Annotated in this window: 17 protein-coding genes; 13 read left to right on the top strand and 4 right to left on the bottom strand. The window is 71.5% G+C overall.

Going from position 1 to position 17,664, the window contains the following annotated elements; translation table 11 throughout:
• Positions 1 to 114 precede the first annotated feature (114 nt).
• Positions 115 to 1,140: an NlpC/P60 family protein gene (locus AB0I94_RS00905; protein WP_363307224.1), complete on the top strand. Its 1,026-nt coding sequence runs from the start codon at positions 115 to 117 to the stop codon at positions 1,138 to 1,140.
• Between the two features lie 38 nt (positions 1,141 to 1,178).
• A complete protein-coding gene (locus tag AB0I94_RS00900) occupies positions 1,179 to 2,375 on the top strand; it encodes a hypothetical protein (RefSeq protein WP_363307223.1) in 1,197 nt (398 codons plus the stop codon).
• Here AB0I94_RS00900 and AB0I94_RS00895 read toward each other — a convergent pair.
• Positions 2,332 to 3,609: a glycosyltransferase family 87 protein gene (locus AB0I94_RS00895; RefSeq protein WP_363307222.1), complete on the bottom strand. Its 1,278-nt coding sequence runs from the start codon at positions 3,607 to 3,609 to the stop codon at positions 2,332 to 2,334. The two genes, AB0I94_RS00900 and AB0I94_RS00895, sit on opposite strands and share 44 nt — an antisense overlap.
• Positions 3,610 to 3,720: 111 nt before the next feature.
• Between AB0I94_RS00895 and AB0I94_RS00890 the strand changes: the two genes are divergently transcribed.
• The gene (locus AB0I94_RS00890; RefSeq protein WP_363307221.1) at positions 3,721 to 4,863 is read left to right on the top strand and encodes a glycosyltransferase family 4 protein; all 1,143 of its coding nucleotides are present in this window, start codon (positions 3,721 to 3,723) and stop codon (positions 4,861 to 4,863) included.
• Between the two features lie 173 nt (positions 4,864 to 5,036).
• Here AB0I94_RS00890 and AB0I94_RS00885 read toward each other — a convergent pair whose 3' ends face one another.
• On the bottom strand, positions 5,037 to 6,833 hold the full coding sequence (locus AB0I94_RS00885) for an AMP-dependent synthetase/ligase (RefSeq protein WP_363307220.1): 1,797 nt from the start codon (positions 6,831 to 6,833) through the stop codon (positions 5,037 to 5,039).
• 309 nt (positions 6,834 to 7,142) lie between these two features.
• Here AB0I94_RS00885 and AB0I94_RS00880 point away from each other — a divergent pair, with 309 nt between their 5' ends.
• From AB0I94_RS00880 to AB0I94_RS00855, 6 genes are all read left to right on the top strand, one after another.
• Positions 7,143 to 7,913, top strand: coding sequence for a metallophosphoesterase (locus AB0I94_RS00880; RefSeq protein WP_363307219.1), 771 nt, complete (start codon positions 7,143 to 7,145; stop codon positions 7,911 to 7,913).
• Positions 7,914 to 8,003: 90 nt separating this feature from the next.
• Positions 8,004 to 8,447: an SRPBCC family protein gene (locus tag AB0I94_RS00875; RefSeq protein WP_363307218.1), complete on the top strand. Its 444-nt coding sequence runs from the start codon at positions 8,004 to 8,006 to the stop codon at positions 8,445 to 8,447.
• A gap of 79 nt (positions 8,448 to 8,526) precedes the next feature.
• Positions 8,527 to 9,663: an ArsA-related P-loop ATPase gene (locus tag AB0I94_RS00870; RefSeq protein ID WP_363307217.1), complete on the top strand. Its 1,137-nt coding sequence runs from the start codon at positions 8,527 to 8,529 to the stop codon at positions 9,661 to 9,663.
• A gap of 71 nt (positions 9,664 to 9,734) precedes the next feature.
• Positions 9,735 to 10,205: a DUF5304 domain-containing protein gene (locus AB0I94_RS00865; RefSeq protein WP_363307216.1), complete on the top strand. Its 471-nt coding sequence runs from the start codon at positions 9,735 to 9,737 to the stop codon at positions 10,203 to 10,205.
• Between the two features lie 54 nt (positions 10,206 to 10,259).
• A complete protein-coding gene (locus AB0I94_RS00860) occupies positions 10,260 to 11,201 on the top strand; it encodes an ROK family glucokinase (RefSeq protein WP_363307215.1) in 942 nt (313 codons plus the stop codon).
• Positions 11,202 to 11,291: 90 nt separating this feature from the next.
• Positions 11,292 to 12,047: an endonuclease/exonuclease/phosphatase family protein gene (locus tag AB0I94_RS00855; protein ID WP_363307214.1), complete on the top strand. Its 756-nt coding sequence runs from the start codon at positions 11,292 to 11,294 to the stop codon at positions 12,045 to 12,047.
• Between the two features lie 5 nt (positions 12,048 to 12,052).
• Here the strand turns inward: AB0I94_RS00855 and AB0I94_RS00850 are convergent, their stop codons facing one another.
• On the bottom strand, positions 12,053 to 12,709 hold the full coding sequence (locus AB0I94_RS00850) for a hypothetical protein (protein WP_363307213.1): 657 nt from the start codon (positions 12,707 to 12,709) through the stop codon (positions 12,053 to 12,055).
• Positions 12,702 to 13,481, bottom strand: coding sequence for an alpha/beta fold hydrolase (locus AB0I94_RS00845; protein WP_363307212.1), 780 nt, complete (start codon positions 13,479 to 13,481; stop codon positions 12,702 to 12,704). The genes AB0I94_RS00850 and AB0I94_RS00845 overlap by 8 nt, the downstream gene beginning before the upstream one ends.
• Positions 13,482 to 13,637: 156 nt before the next feature.
• Here AB0I94_RS00845 and AB0I94_RS00840 point away from each other — a divergent pair, with 156 nt between their 5' ends.
• From AB0I94_RS00840 to AB0I94_RS00825, 4 genes are all read left to right on the top strand, one after another.
• A complete protein-coding gene (locus AB0I94_RS00840) occupies positions 13,638 to 14,384 on the top strand; it encodes a lysophospholipid acyltransferase family protein (RefSeq protein ID WP_363307713.1) in 747 nt (248 codons plus the stop codon).
• Positions 14,385 to 14,453: 69 nt separating this feature from the next.
• Positions 14,454 to 15,722 (top strand): DUF5931 domain-containing protein, encoded by a 1,269-nt coding sequence (locus AB0I94_RS00835; RefSeq protein ID WP_363307211.1) that lies wholly within the window; start codon positions 14,454 to 14,456, stop codon positions 15,720 to 15,722.
• 68 nt (positions 15,723 to 15,790) lie between these two features.
• Positions 15,791 to 16,435, top strand: coding sequence for a response regulator transcription factor (locus tag AB0I94_RS00830; RefSeq protein WP_363307712.1), 645 nt, complete (start codon positions 15,791 to 15,793; stop codon positions 16,433 to 16,435).
• Between the two features lie 146 nt (positions 16,436 to 16,581).
• Positions 16,582 to 17,619, top strand: coding sequence for a 6-phosphofructokinase (locus tag AB0I94_RS00825; RefSeq protein ID WP_363307210.1), 1,038 nt, complete (start codon positions 16,582 to 16,584; stop codon positions 17,617 to 17,619).
• Positions 17,620 to 17,664 lie beyond the last annotated feature (45 nt).

The following is a 17,664-nucleotide window of genomic DNA, read 5'->3' as shown; positions in this document are numbered from 1 at the left end:
TCTTTGGCCGTGACGTGATCCCGCGGCTACTCTCGCGCCCATTCCCCCGACGCATCGGGGGACTTTCCCCCGGTTCGCCCGGGGGTCCGTCATGCGGAGGGAGAGCGGCTTCCCGTGGGGTCCCATCGTCGTATCGCGCCGTCCGGCCAGGACCGGAGCACGCGCGTAACCGTCCTGTCAGCCGCCGCGGCGACCGCCGCCGCGGCCCTCGCCGCACCGGCGGGCGCAGCACCGCAGGACACCCCGGCGACCACCAAGGCCAAGGTGGACCGTCTCTTCGAGCAGGCCGAGAAGGCCACCGAGGCGTACAACAAGGCCGACGAGCGCACGGACACGCTGCGCGAGCAGGTCGAGCGGGTCAAGGACAGCGTCGCCCGCGGCCAGGAGCGCATCAACACGATGCGCGGCGCGCTCGGTTCGCTGGCCGGGGCGCAGTACCGCTCGGGCGGCATCGACCCCTCCCTGGCCCTGATGCTCGCCTCCGACCCGGACGGCTATCTGGACAGGGCGCAGACGCTCGACCGCATCAGCGCCCGCCAGGCCGCTGAACTGACCGATCTGCACAAGGCCCAGCGCAGTCTCGCTCAGGAGCGCACGGAGGCGGGACGCAAGCTCGCCGAGCTGGAGAAGAGCCGCACCGCCGTGGCCCGCCACAAACGGAGCGTCGAGCACAAGCTCGCCAAGGCACGCAAGCTGCTCAACTCGCTGTCCTCGCGGGACCGTGACGCGTACGACAGGGCATCGCGCGCGGGACGTGGCCAGACGCCGGACCTCGGGAGCGCCGGGCCGGCCTCGTCGCGGGCCGCCGCCGCCATCGCGGCGGCGCGGTCGGCGGTCGGCCGCCCCTACGTGTGGGGCGCCAACGGCCCGTCCGGCTTCGACTGTTCGGGCCTCACCCAGTGGTCGTACGCGCAGGCGGGCGTCGGCCTGCCGCGCACCTCGCAGGCCCAGCGGCACGCGGGGCGCCAGGTGCCCCTGGCCCAGGCGCAACCCGGTGACCTCGTCGCCTACCGCGACGACGCCAGCCACATCGGGATGTACATGGGCAATGGCCAGGTCGTGCACGCGCCCTACCCCGGCGCCCCCGTGCGCTACGACCCGGTCGGCATGATGCCGGTGTCGTCGGTGACGCGGATCTGACCGGCGGTCCGCGGCCCGCTGCCCGTACGATTCGGAACGTGGCTGGTCGCGGGCGTGGGTCGTGGGTCCTTGGAATCTGTGTCGCCCTGCTCGTCGGGTGCGGCGGTCCCTCGGCGCCGGACGCCGCGCCCGGCGACGTGCGCAGGCTGCTCGACCGGCGGGCGGAGGCGGTCCTCGACCGGGACGCGAAGGCGTACCGCGCGACGAGCCAGGAGGCCGGCGCCACCGAGGCCTACGACAACCTCCGCGGGGTCCCGCTCGCATCGTGGGAGTACCGCCTGACCGCGTTCCGGCGCAGCGGCGCGCGCGCCACGGCGACCGCCGACCTCCGGTACCGGATCAAGGGCTACGACAGCGAACCGCTCACCACCTCGCGCGCGCTCACGCTCCAGGAGCGCGACGGACAGTGGTACGTCGCCGCTGAGCGGCCCGCGAGGAAGGCCACGCAGCAGCTCTGGGACCAGGGTCCCGTGACGTCTGTACGGGGCGCTCACAGCCTCGTGCTCGGCGTCGGCCGCGGCGAGCGGGACGAGACGACGCTGCGTCAGTACGCGGCTCTCGCCGACCGGGCCGTTCCCCTGGTGCGCGACGCCTGGCAGGGGAAGTGGCCGCAGCGCGTCGTCGTCATGGTGCCCAAGTCCCTGGACGGCATGGCGGGGCTGCTCGGGGCGCCCGCTTCCGGCTACCAGGGGATCGCGGCGGTCACCACGGGCGAGACGGGCGGCTCCGGGGCGGCCCCCGCCGACCGGATCATCGTCAACCCCGAGGCGTACGGCGTGCTCGGCGACTTCGGCAAACAGGTCGTGCTCACCCATGAGACGACCCATGTCGCGACCCGCGCGCACACCTCACCGGCTACCCCCTTGTGGCTCTCCGAAGGCTTCGCCGACTGGGTGGGCTACCGCGGCACGGGCCGCACCGCCGCGCAGGCCGCCCCCGAGCTGCGCCGCGCCGTCCAGGGCGAGAAACTGCCGGGCGTGCTCCCCGAGGACGACGACTTCGGCTTCAGCGGAGACGGGGGGAGGCTCGCGCAGGCGTACGAAGGGTCGTGGCTGGCCTGCCGGATGATCGCGGAGCAGTGGGGCGAGGAGCGGCTGAGGGACTTCTACGAAGCGGTCGGCGCGCACAAGAAGCGGCCGGGCGCGGTGGAGGACGGGCTGCGGGACGTCCTGGACATCTCCCCGCAGGATTTCACGGCGCGGTGGCGTACGTATCTGCGCGCGGAGCTCGGCTGACCTCCTCGGACGCCGACGCCGACGTCCGCTCACGGGCCCGCGGTTCGGACACCGTCTGCCGCCACAGGTTCCGGCAGGCGAGCAGCGTCGCGGCGACGAGCAGGCCGTTGCGCACGAGGAGCAGGGCGACGCCCAGCGGGTCGCTCGCCACCACATGCGAGAACCAGACGGGGAACTCCAGGAACGTGACGAACGTGGCCGCGAGCACCAGGCGCGCGGGCGGCGCCATGCGGCTCCCGCGAAACGCCAGGCACACGGCGGCGACCCCGACCAGCCACAGTAGGTACTGCGGGCTGATCACCCGGCTCGTCGTCGTGAAGAGCAGTACGGCGACGAAGGCGGCGTCCGCGACCGTGCTCGCGGACCACGCGCGCGCCCGAAGCCGCCACACGAGGAGCCAGCAGAAGGCCGCCACGGAGAGCCCCTGCGCCACCGTGCTGACCAGCGCGACGTGCGGGCCGAGGAACTCCACCGAGCCGTAGTTGAGCTGCACGTCGCCCTGCCAGCCGAGATGGCGTGCGACATGGAAGACGAGCGCGCCGAGCGACTCGACCTCGGTGCCCCGGTCGCGCTGGAAGGTCAGGAAGGCGAGCGCGCCGGGCATGGTCACCAGGAAGGCGAGGGTCAGGCCGACGGCGGTGGCGACCGCCGCGCCCCACGAACTCCGGGTGGCACGCGCGCGTGGCGTGCCGACGAGCAACAGGGCGGGCCACACCTTGAGCAGCGCGCCGAACCCCGCGAGCACCCCCATCGTGCGAGGGTGCCGCGCCCCGGCGAGCAGCGCGGCGACCGCGACGGCCGTCACCATCACGTCGTAACGGGCGTACACGGTCGGTCCGAGCATCGCCACGCCAAGGGCCCACACCCAGGCCCCCCGCAGGCACTTGCCGGGCCGCCGGCCCGCGTACAGGAGCAGTCCGCAGACGAGCGCGTCAGCGAGGCAGGCGAGCACGAAGAACGCCGACGTGTAGTCCACGAAGGGCAGCAGGGCGGGGGAGAGGATGGCGAGGGCGGCGGCGGGCGGGTACTGCCAGGTGACGTCGTCGAGGGGGAAGGTGCCGGTGCGCAGGACCTCGTACCAGCCCTGGTAGATGACCGAGACGTCACTGGTCACGTCCGGGCCGGGGACGGTGAGCACCTTGAAGACGCAGAGCAGCAGCACGGTCCTGGTCAGGACCCAGACGGTCAGGATCCGCGCCACACACACCACGCCCCTTTTCAGATACTTCATCATGGTTCGCGAAGCCATGATGCCGGGCCCGGCCGTCAATGGGCCAAGAGGCGGGGCCGTCCGGAAGCCGAGGCCGTTCCGCGCCCTCGCGCGCTTTCGGTACTGTCGGCGACGATGCACAAGACCCTGATCGTCACGAACGACTTCCCGCCCAGGCCCGGTGGCATCCAGGCGTTCCTGCACAACATGGCGCTGCGCCTGGACCCCGAACAGCTCGTCGTCTACGCCTCCACGTGGAAGCGGGGACACGAGGGCGCCGAGGCGACGGCCGCCTTCGACGCGGAGCAACCCTTCACGGTCGTACGCGACCCCACGACGATGCTGCTCCCGACCCCGCGCGTCACGCGGCGCGCGGTCTCGCTCCTGCGGGAACACGGCTGCGAGTCGGTGTGGTTCGGGGCCGCGGCGCCGCTCGGACTCATGTCGCCCGCGCTGCGGAAGGCGGGCGCGAGGCGTCTTGTCGCCACGACGCACGGGCACGAGGCGGGCTGGGCGCAGCTTCCCGCGTCACGCCAACTGCTCCGCCGCATCGGTGACTCGACGGACACGATCACCTATCTGGGCGAGTACACGCGCTCGCGCATCGCCGCGGCGCTGTCGCCCGCGGCGGCGGGACGGATGGTTCAACTGCCGCCCGGGGTCGACGAAAAGACGTTCCACCCCGGCTCGGGTGGTGACGCCGTGCGGGCCCGCCTCGGGCTGACGGACCGGCCGGTCGTCGTCTGCGTCTCGCGGCTGGTGCCGCGCAAGGGGCAGGACACGCTGATCCTGGCCATGCCGCGGATTCTGGCTCGGGAGCCTGAAGCGGTGCTCTTGGTCGTCGGAGGCGGCCCCTACGAGAAGGAGCTGCGGAAGCTGGCCGCCGAGACGGGGGTCTCGGAGTCGGTTCGCTTCACCGGGGCGGTGCCGTGGGAGGAACTTCCCGCGCACTACGGCGCGGGGGACGTTTTCGCGATGCCGTGCAGGACCAGGCGCGGGGGCCTCGACGTGGAGGGGCTCGGCATCGTGTACCTGGAGGCTTCGGCGACCGGCCTTCCCGTCGTCGCCGGTGACTCGGGCGGGGCGCCGGACGCGGTGCTCGACGGTGAGACCGGGTGGGTCGTCCGGGGTGGCTCCCCGGAAACGGCCGCTGACCGGATCGTCACGCTGCTCGGTGACGGGGCGTTGCGTCAGCGCATGGGGGAGCGAGGGCGGGAGTGGGTGGAGGAACGGTGGCGCTGGGATCTCCTGGCGGAGAGGCTGCGGGAGTTGCTGTAGCGCTTTACGGGCAGCCGCTGGGGGTTGTCGGGCGACTGACTGCCGTCATGGGCTGAGTGCGCAGTTCCCCGCGCCCCTTCAGGGGCGCGGGGAACTGCGCGAGCAACCACGAGCGACCGTGAGCCGCGATTCAGGACAAGCCCCCCACGGCGAGTGGGCGGGCACCGCCAACGCTACCCGCGGTAAAGCGCCTCGATCTCGTCCGCGTAGTCCTTGGCGACAACATTTCGCTTCAGCTTCAGCGAAGGCGTCAGGTGACCCGACTCCTCCGTGAACTGAGACGAGAGGACCCGGAACTTCCGCACCGACTCCGCCTTGGAGACAGCCGCGTTGCCGTCGTCCACCGCGCTCTGGATCGCGGCGAGAAGGTCCGGGTCGTCCCGGAGCGACACCGCCGTGGAACCCGCCGGTTTCCCGTGCTCCGAGGCCCACCGGCCAAGAAACTCGTCGTCCACCGTGACGAGCGCGCCCACGAAGGGCCGGCCGTCGCCCACGACCATGCACTCCGCGACAAGCGCGTGCGCGCGGATACGGTCCTCGATCACCGCGGGAGCGACGTTCTTGCCGCCCGCCGTCACGATGATCTCCTTCTTGCGGCCGGTGATCCGGAGATAGCCGTCCTCGTCGAGGGTGCCGATGTCGCCCGTGTGGAACCAGCCGTCGGCCAGCGCCTCTTCGGTCGCGCCCTCGTTGTTCCAGTACTCCGTGAACAGGTGCTCGCCGTGCAGCAGCACCTCGCCGTCGTCGGCGATCCGGACGACCGAGCCGGGCAGCGGCTGACCGACCGTGCCGATCTTCTGGCGGTCCCAGGGGTTGAAGGCGGTGGCCGCGCAGGACTCCGTCAGGCCGTAGCCCTCCAGGACCGTGAAGCCGATGCCGCGGAAGAAGTGGCCAAGGCGCTCGCCGAGCGGCGCGCCACCCGAGATCGCGAACTCGCCGCGCCCGCCGAGGACGGCCCGCAGCTTGCTGTAGACCAGCTTGTCGAACGTCTTGTACTTGATCTTCAGGCCGAGCGAGGGACCGCTCGGGGTGTCGAGCGCGCGGCTGTACGCGATCGCCGTGTCCGCGGCCTTGTCGAAGATCTTGCCCTTGCCGTCGGCCTGGGCCTTGGCGCGCGCCGAGTTGTAGACCTTCTCGAAGACGCGCGGGACGCCCAGGATCATGGTCGGCCGGAACGACGCCAGCTCGTCCGTGAGGTTCTTGACGTCGGGCGCGTGGCCCAGCTTGATCGGCGCCATCAGCGCGCCGACCTGGACCAGGCGGCCGAAGACGTGCGCGACGGGAAGGAAGAGGAGCACCGAGCACTCGCCGGTGCGGAAGAGGGGTTTGAGGCGCTCCACCACGTTGCCGCACTCCGCGAAGAAGCTGCGGTGGGTGAGCACACAGCCCTTGGGGCGGCCGGTGGTGCCCGAGGTGTAGACGATGGTGGCCGGGTCGTCGGCGCCCGCGCTCGCGCTGCGCTCGTCGATGGTCTCGTCCGGGACCTCGGCGCCCGTGCGGTTCAGTTCGTCGACGCCGCCGCCGTCGATCTGCCAGACGTTGACCAGGTCGGGGAGCCGGTCGCGTACGGAGTCGACGGTGGCGCGGTGCGCGTCGAGCTCCACGATGATGCCCACGGCGCCGGAGTCACCGAGGATCCACTGGATCTGCTCCGCGGAACTGGTCTCGTACACCGGCACGGTGACCGCGCCCGCGCTCCAGATCGCGAAGTCGAGGAGCGTCCACTCGTAACGGGTGCGGGACATCAGGGCGACGCGGTCGCCGGGGCGCACTCCGGCGGCGATGAGACCCTTGGCCGCGGCGCGCACCTCGGCGAGGAAGGTCTTGGCGTTGACGTCCTGCCAGATGCCGTCCACCTTGCGGCCGATGACGGCGACATCCGGGTGCTGCGCGGCATTTCTGCGGACGATGTCGGTCAGATTGCCGTCCGCAGGGACCTCGTACAGGGCCGGAAGGCTGAACTCGCGCAAGACTGCTGCTCCTACATAGGGCGCCGGCGCCACGACGTTGTGCGATGCGACGGTGCGGTCCAAGATCGGGCAGGTGCTCCGGGGGGAATGGGGGGAAAGACAACTGGAGCACTACTGGACTGCCTGGACGTTACCCATGGGTATGGCTTGTTCGGTAGGGGGTCCGGGCCAGATGTTCGGTGCGTCACACGTCGTTGTGGTCTGAACCGCACAGTACGCCACGCCATTCCCGACTCGGAAGTAACCGCAGGTCCGCCCCCTTCTCGGTGCCTCTACCCACGTTTGCCCGCTCGTTCTAGGGTGATCGGCATGCCAGGTTTCCGGGTCAATGTGGTCAGTGACGTGCACGGCAACACCAAGGATCTCGCCCGCGCGGGCGAGGGGGCCGACGCGCTCGTCTGCCTCGGTGACCTGGTGCTCTTCCTCGACTACGCCGACCATTCGCGCGGCATCTTCCCCGACCTGTTCGGCAAGGAGAACGCCGACCGTCTGGTCGAGCTGCGCACCGCCCGCCGGTTCGAGGAGGCCAGGGAGTTCGGCGCCCGGCTGTGGGCGGGGATAGACCGCAAGCCCGCCATCGAGAAGGCGGTGCGCAAGCAGTACGCCGAGATGTTCGCCGCCTTCCCCGCGCCGACGTACGCCACCTACGGCAATGTCGACATACCGACCCTCTGGTCGGAGTACGCGGGCCCCGGCACCACCGTCCTCGACGGCGGACGGGCCGAGATCGGCGGCCGGGTCTTCGGGTTCGTCGGCGGCGGCCTGCGCACGCCCATGCGAACGCCCTACGAGATCAGCGACGAGGAGTACGCGGCCAAGATCGAAGCCGTCGGCGAGGTCGACGTGCTCTGCACGCACATCCCGCCCGACGTACCCGAGCTGGTGTACGACACCGTCGCGCGCCGCTTCGAGCGGGGCAGCCGCGCCCTGCTCGCGGCCATTCACAGGACCCGCCCGCGATACGCGCTTTTCGGCCACGTCCACCAGCCCCTGACCCGGCGGATGCGGATCGGGGCGACGGAGTGTGTGAACGTGGGGCACTTCGCGAGCTCGGGCAGACCGTGGGCCCTGGAGTGGTGACAGTGGGCCACTTCGTGCGCGGTAGCCTTCACGCGTCACACACGTACACACCACCCCCCGTACCGGACCGCATCTGGAGGAGCCACAGAGATGGCGGAACACACCAGCTCGAGCATCACGATCGAGGCGGCGCCGGCTGAGGTGATGGGGGTGATCGCCGACTTCGCGCGCTATCCGGACTGGACGGGTGAGGTGAAGGAGGCGGAGGTGCTCGACACCGACGACCAGGGCCGCGCCAAGCAGGTCCGCCTCGTCATGGACGCGGGCGCGATCAAGGACGACCAGACGCTCGGGTACACGTGGACCGGCGAGAACGAGGTCAGCTGGACCCTCGTCAAGTCGCAGATGCTGCGCTCGCTCGACGGGTCGTACCTGCTCAGGCCCGTGGGGACCGGCACGGAGGTCACGTACAAGCTGACCGTCGACGTCAAGATCCCCATGCTCGGGATGATCAAGCGCAAGGCGGAGAAGGTCATCATCGACCGGGCGCTCGCGGGCTTGAAGAAGCGCGTGGAGTCCGGTCCTCAGGCCTGACACCGCGGGGTGATCGGGTGGGTGGGCGGGAGAAATCCGTCGCGAAGCGGCGGCCTCGACTCACGTAACGTTCACCCTTATGCGCACCCTCCTCGTCACCGGCCCCGGCGGCTCGGGCAGAACCACCGTCGCCGCGGCCACCGCACTGTCCGCGGCCGGCGAGGGGCACCGGACCCTGCTGATCTCCGCCGACCGCCTCGACGCCCTCGGCGCGGAACACGCGAACCTCACCCTCCGGCGACCGACCCCCGCCGACGAGTTCCGCGACGACCTCCTGGCCCTGCAGAACCGCGCGGGCTCCGCGCTGGACCTGCTCGGTGCCGGACGCGTCGACGGCGAGGAACTCACCCCCCTGCCCGGCAGCGACGAACTGGCGCTGCTGCGCGCCCTGCGCGACGCGGGGCGAAGCGCGTACGACACCGTCGTGGTGGACCTGCCCCCGGCGCCGCGCGCCCTCGCGCTCCTCGCACTGCCCGAGCAGCTGCGCCGCTATCTCCGCAGGCTTCTTCCGCCCGAGCGGCAGGCGGCCCGCGCCCTGCGGCCCATGCTCGGCCGCATCGCGGGCGTCCCGATGCCCGCCGCCTGGCTGTATGAGACCGCGGACCGCTGGGACACCGAACTCGCCGCCGTGCAGGCCGTGATCGAGGACCCCGGCACGACGGTCCGCCTGGTCGCCGAGCCGGGGCCCGCCGGGGCCGACGCCGTGAGCGCCGCCGCCACCGGCCTCGCCCTGCAGGGCCTGCGCACCGACGCCCTGCACGCCAACCGGGTCCTCCCGGACGACACCGCCGACATCTGGCTCACCGGGCTCGTCGCCCAGCAGCGCAAGACGCTGGTCGAGTGGGCGCAGACGTACGGCGACGCCCTCGGCGGCCTCCCGCACCTGGGCCGTGACCCGCGGGGCGCCGACGACCTGGCCGCCCTGGGGGTGCCCGCCCCCGGCGCGGCCCCGGCTCCCGTTCAGTGGCCCGTCGTCGACGCCCTCGCCGACGAAGGCGTACTGGTCTGGCACATCCCGCTCCCCGGCGTCCCGCGCGAAGAGCTCGGCCTCATCCGGCGCGGGGACGAGCTCGTCGTCACCGCGGGTACCTTCCGGCGCATCGTCACCCTGCCTTCCGCCCTGCGTCGCTGCACCGTCGCGGGGGCCGGACTGCGCGAGGGCGAGCTGCGGGTGAGGTTCGCGCCAGACCCCGATCTGTGGCCGCAGACACGGTGAACGGGCAACCGCCGTTCGGGTAACGTCGAGAGTACGAATTCATGGACCGCCCTCCGCAGGAGTCTTCCGTCATGAGCGATGCCACCGAGCGCGAAGTGCCCGAACCCGAAGCGGCCAGCGCCGACGCCGACGCCTGGGAGAAGGCGTGCGCCGAGGACCTCGCGGCGGAGAAGGCCCGGCGCCGCGCCCAGTACGGGCCGCCGCCCGCATCGGCCGGCGAAGAGCTGCGCAAGCTCGTCGACGCCGTCTCGGAGAAGCTCTCCGGACTCCAGACGCCGTTGCTCGGCGCGGTGGCGCAGGGCGCCGTCGAGCAGACCGTGCGGCAGGTCGTCCGGCAGGCCAAGGCCGCCGTCGAACCGGTCATCGAGCGCAATCCCGACGTCTTCGACCACCTCGCCTCCGCCGGCAGCGAACTGCTCGCCGCCTACCGCTCCGCGGTCGAGGGCCAGGAGGGCCGCTGGACCCGCGGGAGTGACGCGGCGAAGGGCCCCGACCGGCGCGACGAGGGGCCCGGTCCCGCGGAACACATCGACCTGGACTGAACACCCCTCGGGTACGGTTGCCCGTAGCGGGGCTCGACCGAAACTGAGGGACACATGGGACTCACCATCGGCGTCGATATCGGCGGCACCAAAATCGCGGCCGGAGTGGTCGACGAAGAGGGCACCATTCTCGACACCCACAAGGTGCCCACGCCGCCGACCGCCGAAGGCATCGTGGACGCGATCTGTGCCGCCGTCTCCGGGGCCGGCAAGGGGAACGACGTGGAGGCCGTCGGCATCGGCGCCGCCGGTTACGTGGACGACAAGCGCGCCACCGTTCTCTTCGCCCCGAACATCGACTGGCGCCACGAGCCGCTCAAGGACAAGGTCGAGCAGCGGGTCGGCCTGCCGGTCGTCGTGGAGAACGACGCGAACGCCGCCGCCTGGGGCGAATACCGCTTCGGCGCGGGCCAGGGCCACGAGGACGTCATCGTCATCACGCTGGGCACGGGCCTGGGCGGCGGCATCATCATCGGCAACAAACTGCGGCGCGGGCGCTTCGGCGTCGCCGCCGAGTTCGGACACATCCGGGTGGTTCCCGACGGGCTGCTGTGCGGCTGCGGGAGCCAGGGCTGCTGGGAGCAGTACGCCTCGGGCCGCGCCCTCGTGCGGTACGGGCGCCAGCGCGCCAACGCCACCCCTGAGGCCGCGGAGATCCTTCTCGGCCTGGGCGACGGCTCGGTGGAAGGCATCGAGGGCAAGCACATCAGCGAGGCCGCCCGGCAGGGCGACCCCGTCGCCGTCGACTCCTACCGCGAGCTGGCCCGCTGGGTCGGCGCGGGCCTCGCCGACCTGGCCTCGCTCTTCGACCCGTCCGCGTTCATCGTGGGCGGCGGCCTCTCCGACGAGGGTGAGCTGGTGCTCGACCCGATCCGCAAGTCGTTCCGCCGGTGGCTCATCGGTGGGCAGTGGCGCCCGCACGCGCAGGTCCTCGCCGCGCAGCTGGGCAACAAGGCGGGGCTCGTCGGCGCCGCCGACCTGGCGCGCCAGGGCTAGACCCCGCTGATCTCGAACGAGGCCCGCTGTCCCCTTCCGGGGCGGCGGGCCTCGTCGTGGCGGCACCTCGGAGCACGTATCTTGATCCCCATGGTGACGCTGCCCAACTCCCGGACCGACGCCGACGGTTCAGCCGTGATCCGGGTGCTCAGTTACAACATCCGGTCCATGCGGGACGACACCGACGCGCTGGCCAGGGTCATCGCCGCCTGCGCGCCCGACCTCGTACTCGTCCAGGAGGCGCCCCGCTTCTTCCGGTGGCGCAAGAAGCTGGCGCGGCTGGCACGCGCGGCCGATCTGGTGATGCTCTCTGGCGGTGCCACCGCGGCGGGGCCCGCGCTGCTCTGCTCGCTGCGGGCCACCGTCGAGCGGACCGAGGACGTGTTGCTTCCGCTGACGCCGGGACTGCACCGGCGCGGCTTCGCGACTGCTGTCGTGCGGTTCGGTGGCGCCCGGCTCGGCGTACTGAGCTGCCATCTGAGCCTGCAGACCGACGAGCGGTACGAACAGGGCGGGATGCTGCTCGACCGGCTGGCCGGGATGGGCGTGGAACACGCCGTGGCGGGCGGTGACCTCAACGACCGGCCCAAGGGGCGTACGTTCCGCAGGCTCGCCTCGGAGCTGCGGGACTGCTGGGCGACCGCGCCCTGGGGCGGCGAGAACACCTCGACGCCTGGGGACCCGCATCAGCGCATCGACGCGATCTTCACGACCTCGGGGGTCGAAGTCATCGGTTGCGGCGTGCCGTTGGAGCTGGACGGGGTGAGCGAGGCGGATCTACGGGCGGCCACCGACCACCTGCCGGTGCTCGCCGCCCTGAGGATTCCCGCCGCCCAAAGCGCGTAGGTCCCTCAGACCACCGCGCCGCGGCCCGGGTCCCCGTCCTCCTCGTCGTCGTCGCTCTTCATCCGCCCCACCAGCGTGGCGAAGCCGCCGAGGAAGCCGCCGATGCTGAGCGTCGCGAGCCACCAGGTCATCTGCCAGCCGAGCAGCACGGTGAGCAGGAGCAGCAGCGGACCGCCGAGCACCGCGAGCCAGGCGAACTTCGCCGTCACGTCCCCGGAGGGCAGCGGCGGCGGCTCCGGCGGGACGAAATGTCCCTCGTCGTCCGCGCCCAGATCGTCGTCCGACGCCTCGGGCGCGTCATAGTCACGCGGGCCGCCGCCCACGCCGGGGGCGAAGGAGACGGAGCCGCCCAGCGACTTCTTGGACCCGGAGTCGTCCGGGTCGTCGGGAGCCGTCGGGTTCTTGACGCTCTTGCCGCCCTTGTCGCTCTCGTCGCTGTCCGGGGTGTCGTTCGTCTCCGTCTCGAGCAGTGCCAGGTCCTCGATGGACTTGAACGGCTTGGCGCCCGGCGGATCCGCCGGCTCCTGGCCGTACCCCGCGACGATCGCCCGCCAGGCCGCGTCCTCGTCGGGCGGCAGTCCCCGGCCCGCTGCGGGCTCCTGCCGCTTCTCGGGCTCGCGGCTCTCGTCGCCGTCGGGTTCGATTCGGTCCTGCTCAGCCACCGGTGGCCGTCCCTTCCTTACCAACGCTGGGGGCGAGCCGGCCGATGAACGCGTAGCTCTCCTCGAAGATCCGGTCCGCGTCATGGTCCAACGTCGCGACGTGGTAGCTCTGTTCCAGGATGGTCTCGGTGACGTCCGTGGACGAGACCCGGCCGAGGATCCTGGCCGAGTCGGCCGGCGGCACCACATGGTCCTGCGGGCTGTGCAGCAGCAGCAACGGCTGCGTCACCTGCGGCAGTTCACGGTCGAGCTGCTGGAAGAACCGGCGCAACGAGTGCGCCGCGTGCAGCGGCACCCGGTCGTAGGCGAGTTCCTTCGAGCCCTCCAGGGCGATGTCGCTGGCGATGCCCGGCGTCGTGGGCACCAGATGCCGGGCGACCGGCAGGGCGTACGCGGCCAGGCCGTGCACCTTGTTCGCCGGGTTCACCAGAACGACGCCCCGGACCTCGTCGCCGTGGGTCGCGGCGAGCCGCAGCGCGAGCGCGCCACCCATGGAGAGCCCGCAGACGAAGACCTCCGTGCACCGCTCGAGGAGCCCGCGCAGCTCGCGCTCCACCTCCGCGTACCAGTCCTGCCAGCCGGTGACCTGGAGGTCTTCCCAGCGTGTGCCGTGCCCCGGCAGCAGCGGGAGCGAGACGGTCAGACCGCGGTCCGCCAGGAACTGGGCCCAGGGGCGCAGGGACTGCGGGGTTCCGGTGAAGCCGTGACAGAGGAGGACGCCGACCTCGCCGCCCTCGTGGCGGTACGGCTCGGCTCCGGGGAGGACCGGCACTTCGGTCTCCTTCGTGAGATGTGGCTGCGGGGTGGGAGTACTTCACCGTACGCGACCGGACTGACACCGACCAGGGCCGTCGGGCCCTTTGGGCTTACTGCGGGTTAAGGTCTGATCCACACTTAACAGGAGGCACACGGTTTGATCTACGGCGCAATGAAGGTCGCCATCGGAGGGCCGCTGAAGCTCGGCTTCAGGCCCTGGGTGGAAGGCCTTGAGAACGTACCCGCCGAGGGACCGGCCATCCTGGCGAGCAACCATCTCTCCTTCTCGGACTCCTTCTTCCTGCCCGCGGTCCTCGACCGCAAGGTCACCTTCATCGCGAAGGCGGAGTACTTCACGTCTCCGGGCGTGAAGGGCAGGCTCACGGCGGCCTTCTTCAAGGGCGTGGGCCAGCTCCCCGTGGACCGCTCCGGCGGCCGGGGCGCGGGCGAGGCCGCCATCAAGAGCGGCATCGACGTCCTGGAGCGCGGTGAGCTCTTCGGCATCTACCCGGAAGGCACCCGTTCGCCCGACGGGAGGCTCTACCGTGGCAAGCCCGGCGGCCTCGCGCGCGTGGCCCTCGCCACCGGGGCGCCCGTGCTCCCCGTGGCGATGATCGACACGGAGAAGATCCAGCCGCCCGGCAAGGTGATGCCGAAGCTGATGCGGCCCGGCATCAAGATCGGTGAGCCGCTCGACTTCAGCCGGTACCACGGCATGGAGCACGACCGGTTCGTCCTGCGGGCGGTGACCGACGAGGTCATGTACGAGATCATGAAGCTGTCCGGCCAGGAGTACGTCGACGAGTACGCGACGGCGGCCAAGCGCCGCCTCTCGGACGCGGCGAAGGCCGAGAAGGAAGCGGAGAAGAAGGCGGAGAAGGCGGCCGCGGCGGCGGAGAGGGAACGGTCCGGCGCGTAGACGCGTCGGTGCAAGGGGGAGCTGGTGGGCACCCTGCCGGCCGGCCGGGGGTGCCAAGGGGTGGGGGACATGACCAAGCGCGTACGCGTCATGAGGATGTCGGTCGAGCAGCCGCTGTGGCGTGCGCTGACCGGCTACCGCGTACTGACGATGCTGTACGCGATCGGCCTGTTCGTGGCGGCGCACCAGAAGTTCGACCGCCCCTGGGTAGCCGTCGGGTTCTACGTGGTGCTCGCGGGATGGACCATCGGCACGCTGCCGAAGGTCGCGAACGCGGCGAGCTGCACCAAGCGGTTCCTGATCACCGACCTGACCATCGCGCTTGTCGGCATCCTGCTCACGCCGGTCGCCGACTCGCACCAGCGGATCGTCCACGACGGCCCGACGCTGCCGTCGATATGGACGGCGGGCGCGGTGCTCGCCTTCGCGATCAAGGGCGGCTGGCGGTGGGCGGCGTTCGCGTCGGCGCTCGTCGGCGTCGCCAACATCGCGCAGCGCGGCAGGCCCACCCAGGACACGCTCCACAACGTCCTGCTCGTCTGCATCGCCTCCATCGCCATCGGTTACGTCGTCGAGGTGGCCCGCGCCTCCGAGCGCACCCTCGCCCGCGCCTTGGAGATCGAGGCCGCGACCCGCGAGCGTGAACGCCTTGCCCGCGACATCCACGACAGCGTGCTGCAGGTCCTCGCGATGGTGCAGCGGCGCGGCAGCGCGATGGGCGGCGAGGCGGCGGAGCTCGGCAGGATGGCGGGGGAGCAGGAGGTCGCGCTGCGCACGCTGGTGGCGGGCGGCCTGGTGCGGACGTCGCACGAGTCGGAGGACGCCTCGCTCGGGGCCGTGGTCCGCGCGGTGGAGGAGCCCGATGAGCCCGATGAGGACGGAGCCGCCGATGCCGACCCCTGTGACCTGCGGTCGCTGCTCTTCCCGTACGCGGGCGCGAAGGTCACCGTCTCGGAGCCGGGCGCTCCGGTCGCCCTCGCGCCGAAGGCCGCCCGGGAACTGGCCGCCGCGGTGGGCGCCGCCCTGGACAACGTCCACCGGCACGCGGGCCCGGACGCCGGGGCCTGGATCCTGGTCGAGGACGAGCCGGACGCCGTGATCGTGACGGTGCGGGACGACGGCCCCGGCATCCCCGAGGGCCGTCTGGCGGAGGCCGAGGGAGAGGGGCGGCTCGGCGTCGCCCTGTCGATCAGGGGACGGCTTCGGGACATCGGCGGCACGGCCGAGCTGATCTCGGTGCCCGGCCAGGGCACGGAAGTGGAACTGAGGGTCCCGAGGGCCGCGGCGCCCTCGGAGAACGTACGCGGCACACGGGGGAAGGCAGGCAAGGAACGATGAGCGAGCAGCAAGAGCGACAGCAGCAGAACGGTGCGGGCGGCGAGGACGGCCAGGGCACGGTCAGGGTCATGGTGGTCGACGACCATCCGATGTGGCGGGACGCGGTCGCCCGTGACCTCGCGGAGGCCGGGTTCGACGTGGTCGCCACGGCAGGCGACGGCGAGCAGGCCGTGCGCCGCGCCCAGGCCGTCGCGCCCGACGTCCTCGTGCTCGACCTGAACCTGCCCCTGAAGCCGGGCGTCCAGGTCTGCAAGGAGCTCGTCGCCGCCAATCCGGCTCTGCGCGTGCTCGTCCTCTCGGCGAGCGGCGAGCACGCCGACGTCCTGGAGGCGGTCAAGTCCGGCGCCACCGGCTATCTCCTGAAGTCGGCCTCCACCGCCGAACTGACCGACGCGGTGCGCCGCACGGCGGTCGGCGACACGGTCTTCACCCCGGGGCTCGCGGGCCTCGTCCTCGGCGAGTACCGCCGCCTGGCGTCCGATCCGGCCCCCGGCGCCCCGGACGATCCGAAGGCCCCGCAGCTGACCGACCGCGAGACCGAGGTGCTGCGCCTCGTCGCCAAGGGGCTGAGCTACAAGCAGATCGCCGAGCGCCTGGTCATCTCGCACCGCACCGTGCAGAACCACGTGCAGAACACGCTGGGCAAGCTCCAGCTGCACAACCGCGTGGAGCTCGTGCGGTACGCGATCGAGCGAGGTCTCGACGACGCGTGAACCCTCGGAACACCCCTCATAAGGGTGAACTCGCGTGATCAACTCCCCTTGGTCAGCCAGGAATTGACCATCCGCACCGTCCCCGAGTGACCTGGATCACCATTAGCGTGACTCGCATCAGGTCACTGAGGCGAAGGGACGTTTCCATGGCGGCCAAGAAAATCGGAGTACTGACCGGAGGCGGCGACTGCCCCGGGCTCAACGCCGTCATCCGGGGCGTCGTCCGCAAGGGCGTGCAGGAGTACGGCTATGACTTCGTCGGCTTCCGGGACGGCTGGCGCGGCCCTCTGGAGGGCGACACCGTCCCGCTCGACATCCCGGCCGTGCGGGGCATCCTGCCCCGGGGCGGCACCATCCTCGGCTCCTCGCGCACCAATCCGCTCAAGGCGGAGAACGGCATCCGCCGGATCAAGGAGAACCTCGCCAAGCACGAGGTCGACTCCCTCATCGCGATCGGCGGCGAGGACACCCTCGGCGTCGCCGCGCGGCTCACCGACGAGTACGGCATCAACGTCGTCGGCGTACCGAAGACCATCGACAACGACCTCTCCGCCACGGACTACACCTTCGGCTTCGACACCGCGGTGGGCATCGCCACCGAGGCGATCGACCGGCTGCACACGACCGCCGAGTCGCACATGCGGGTCCTCGTGGTCGAGGTCATGGGGCGGCACGCGGGCTGGATCGCGCTGCACTCCGGGCTCGCCGGGGGCGCGAACGTCATCCTCATCCCCGAGCAGCGCTTCGACGTCGACCAGGTGTGCGCCTGGGTGACCTCGCGGTTCAAGGCCTCGTACGCGCCGATCGTCGTCGTCGCGGAAGGGGCCATGCCCAAGGACGGCGAGATGGTCCTCAAGGACGGCACACAGGACTCCTTCGGACATGTGCGGCTCTCGGGCGTGGGGGAGTGGCTGGCCAAGGAGATCGAAGGGCGGACGGGGAAGGAAGCCCGGACGACCGTCCTCGGGCACGTCCAGCGCGGCGGGACGCCCAGCGCCTTCGACCGCTGGCTGGCCACGCGTTTTGGGCTGCACGCGATCGAGGCCGTGCGGGACGGCGACTTCGGGAAGATGGTCGCGCTGCAGGGGACGGACATCGTGCGGGTGCCGATCGCTGACGCCACGTCGAAGCTGAAGACCGTTGACCCGGAGCTGTACCGCGAGGTGGGCGTGTTCTTCGGCTGACTCCCGGTGGGCGGGTGCCCTGGACCGCCGCTTCGCGGCGGATCT

Origin of the sequence: Streptomyces sp. NPDC050147 (assembly GCF_040660195.1) — a bacterium.
GTDB lineage: Bacteria > Actinomycetota > Actinomycetes > Streptomycetales > Streptomycetaceae > Streptomyces.
This window is presented reverse-complemented; position numbering and strand designations above follow the sequence as displayed.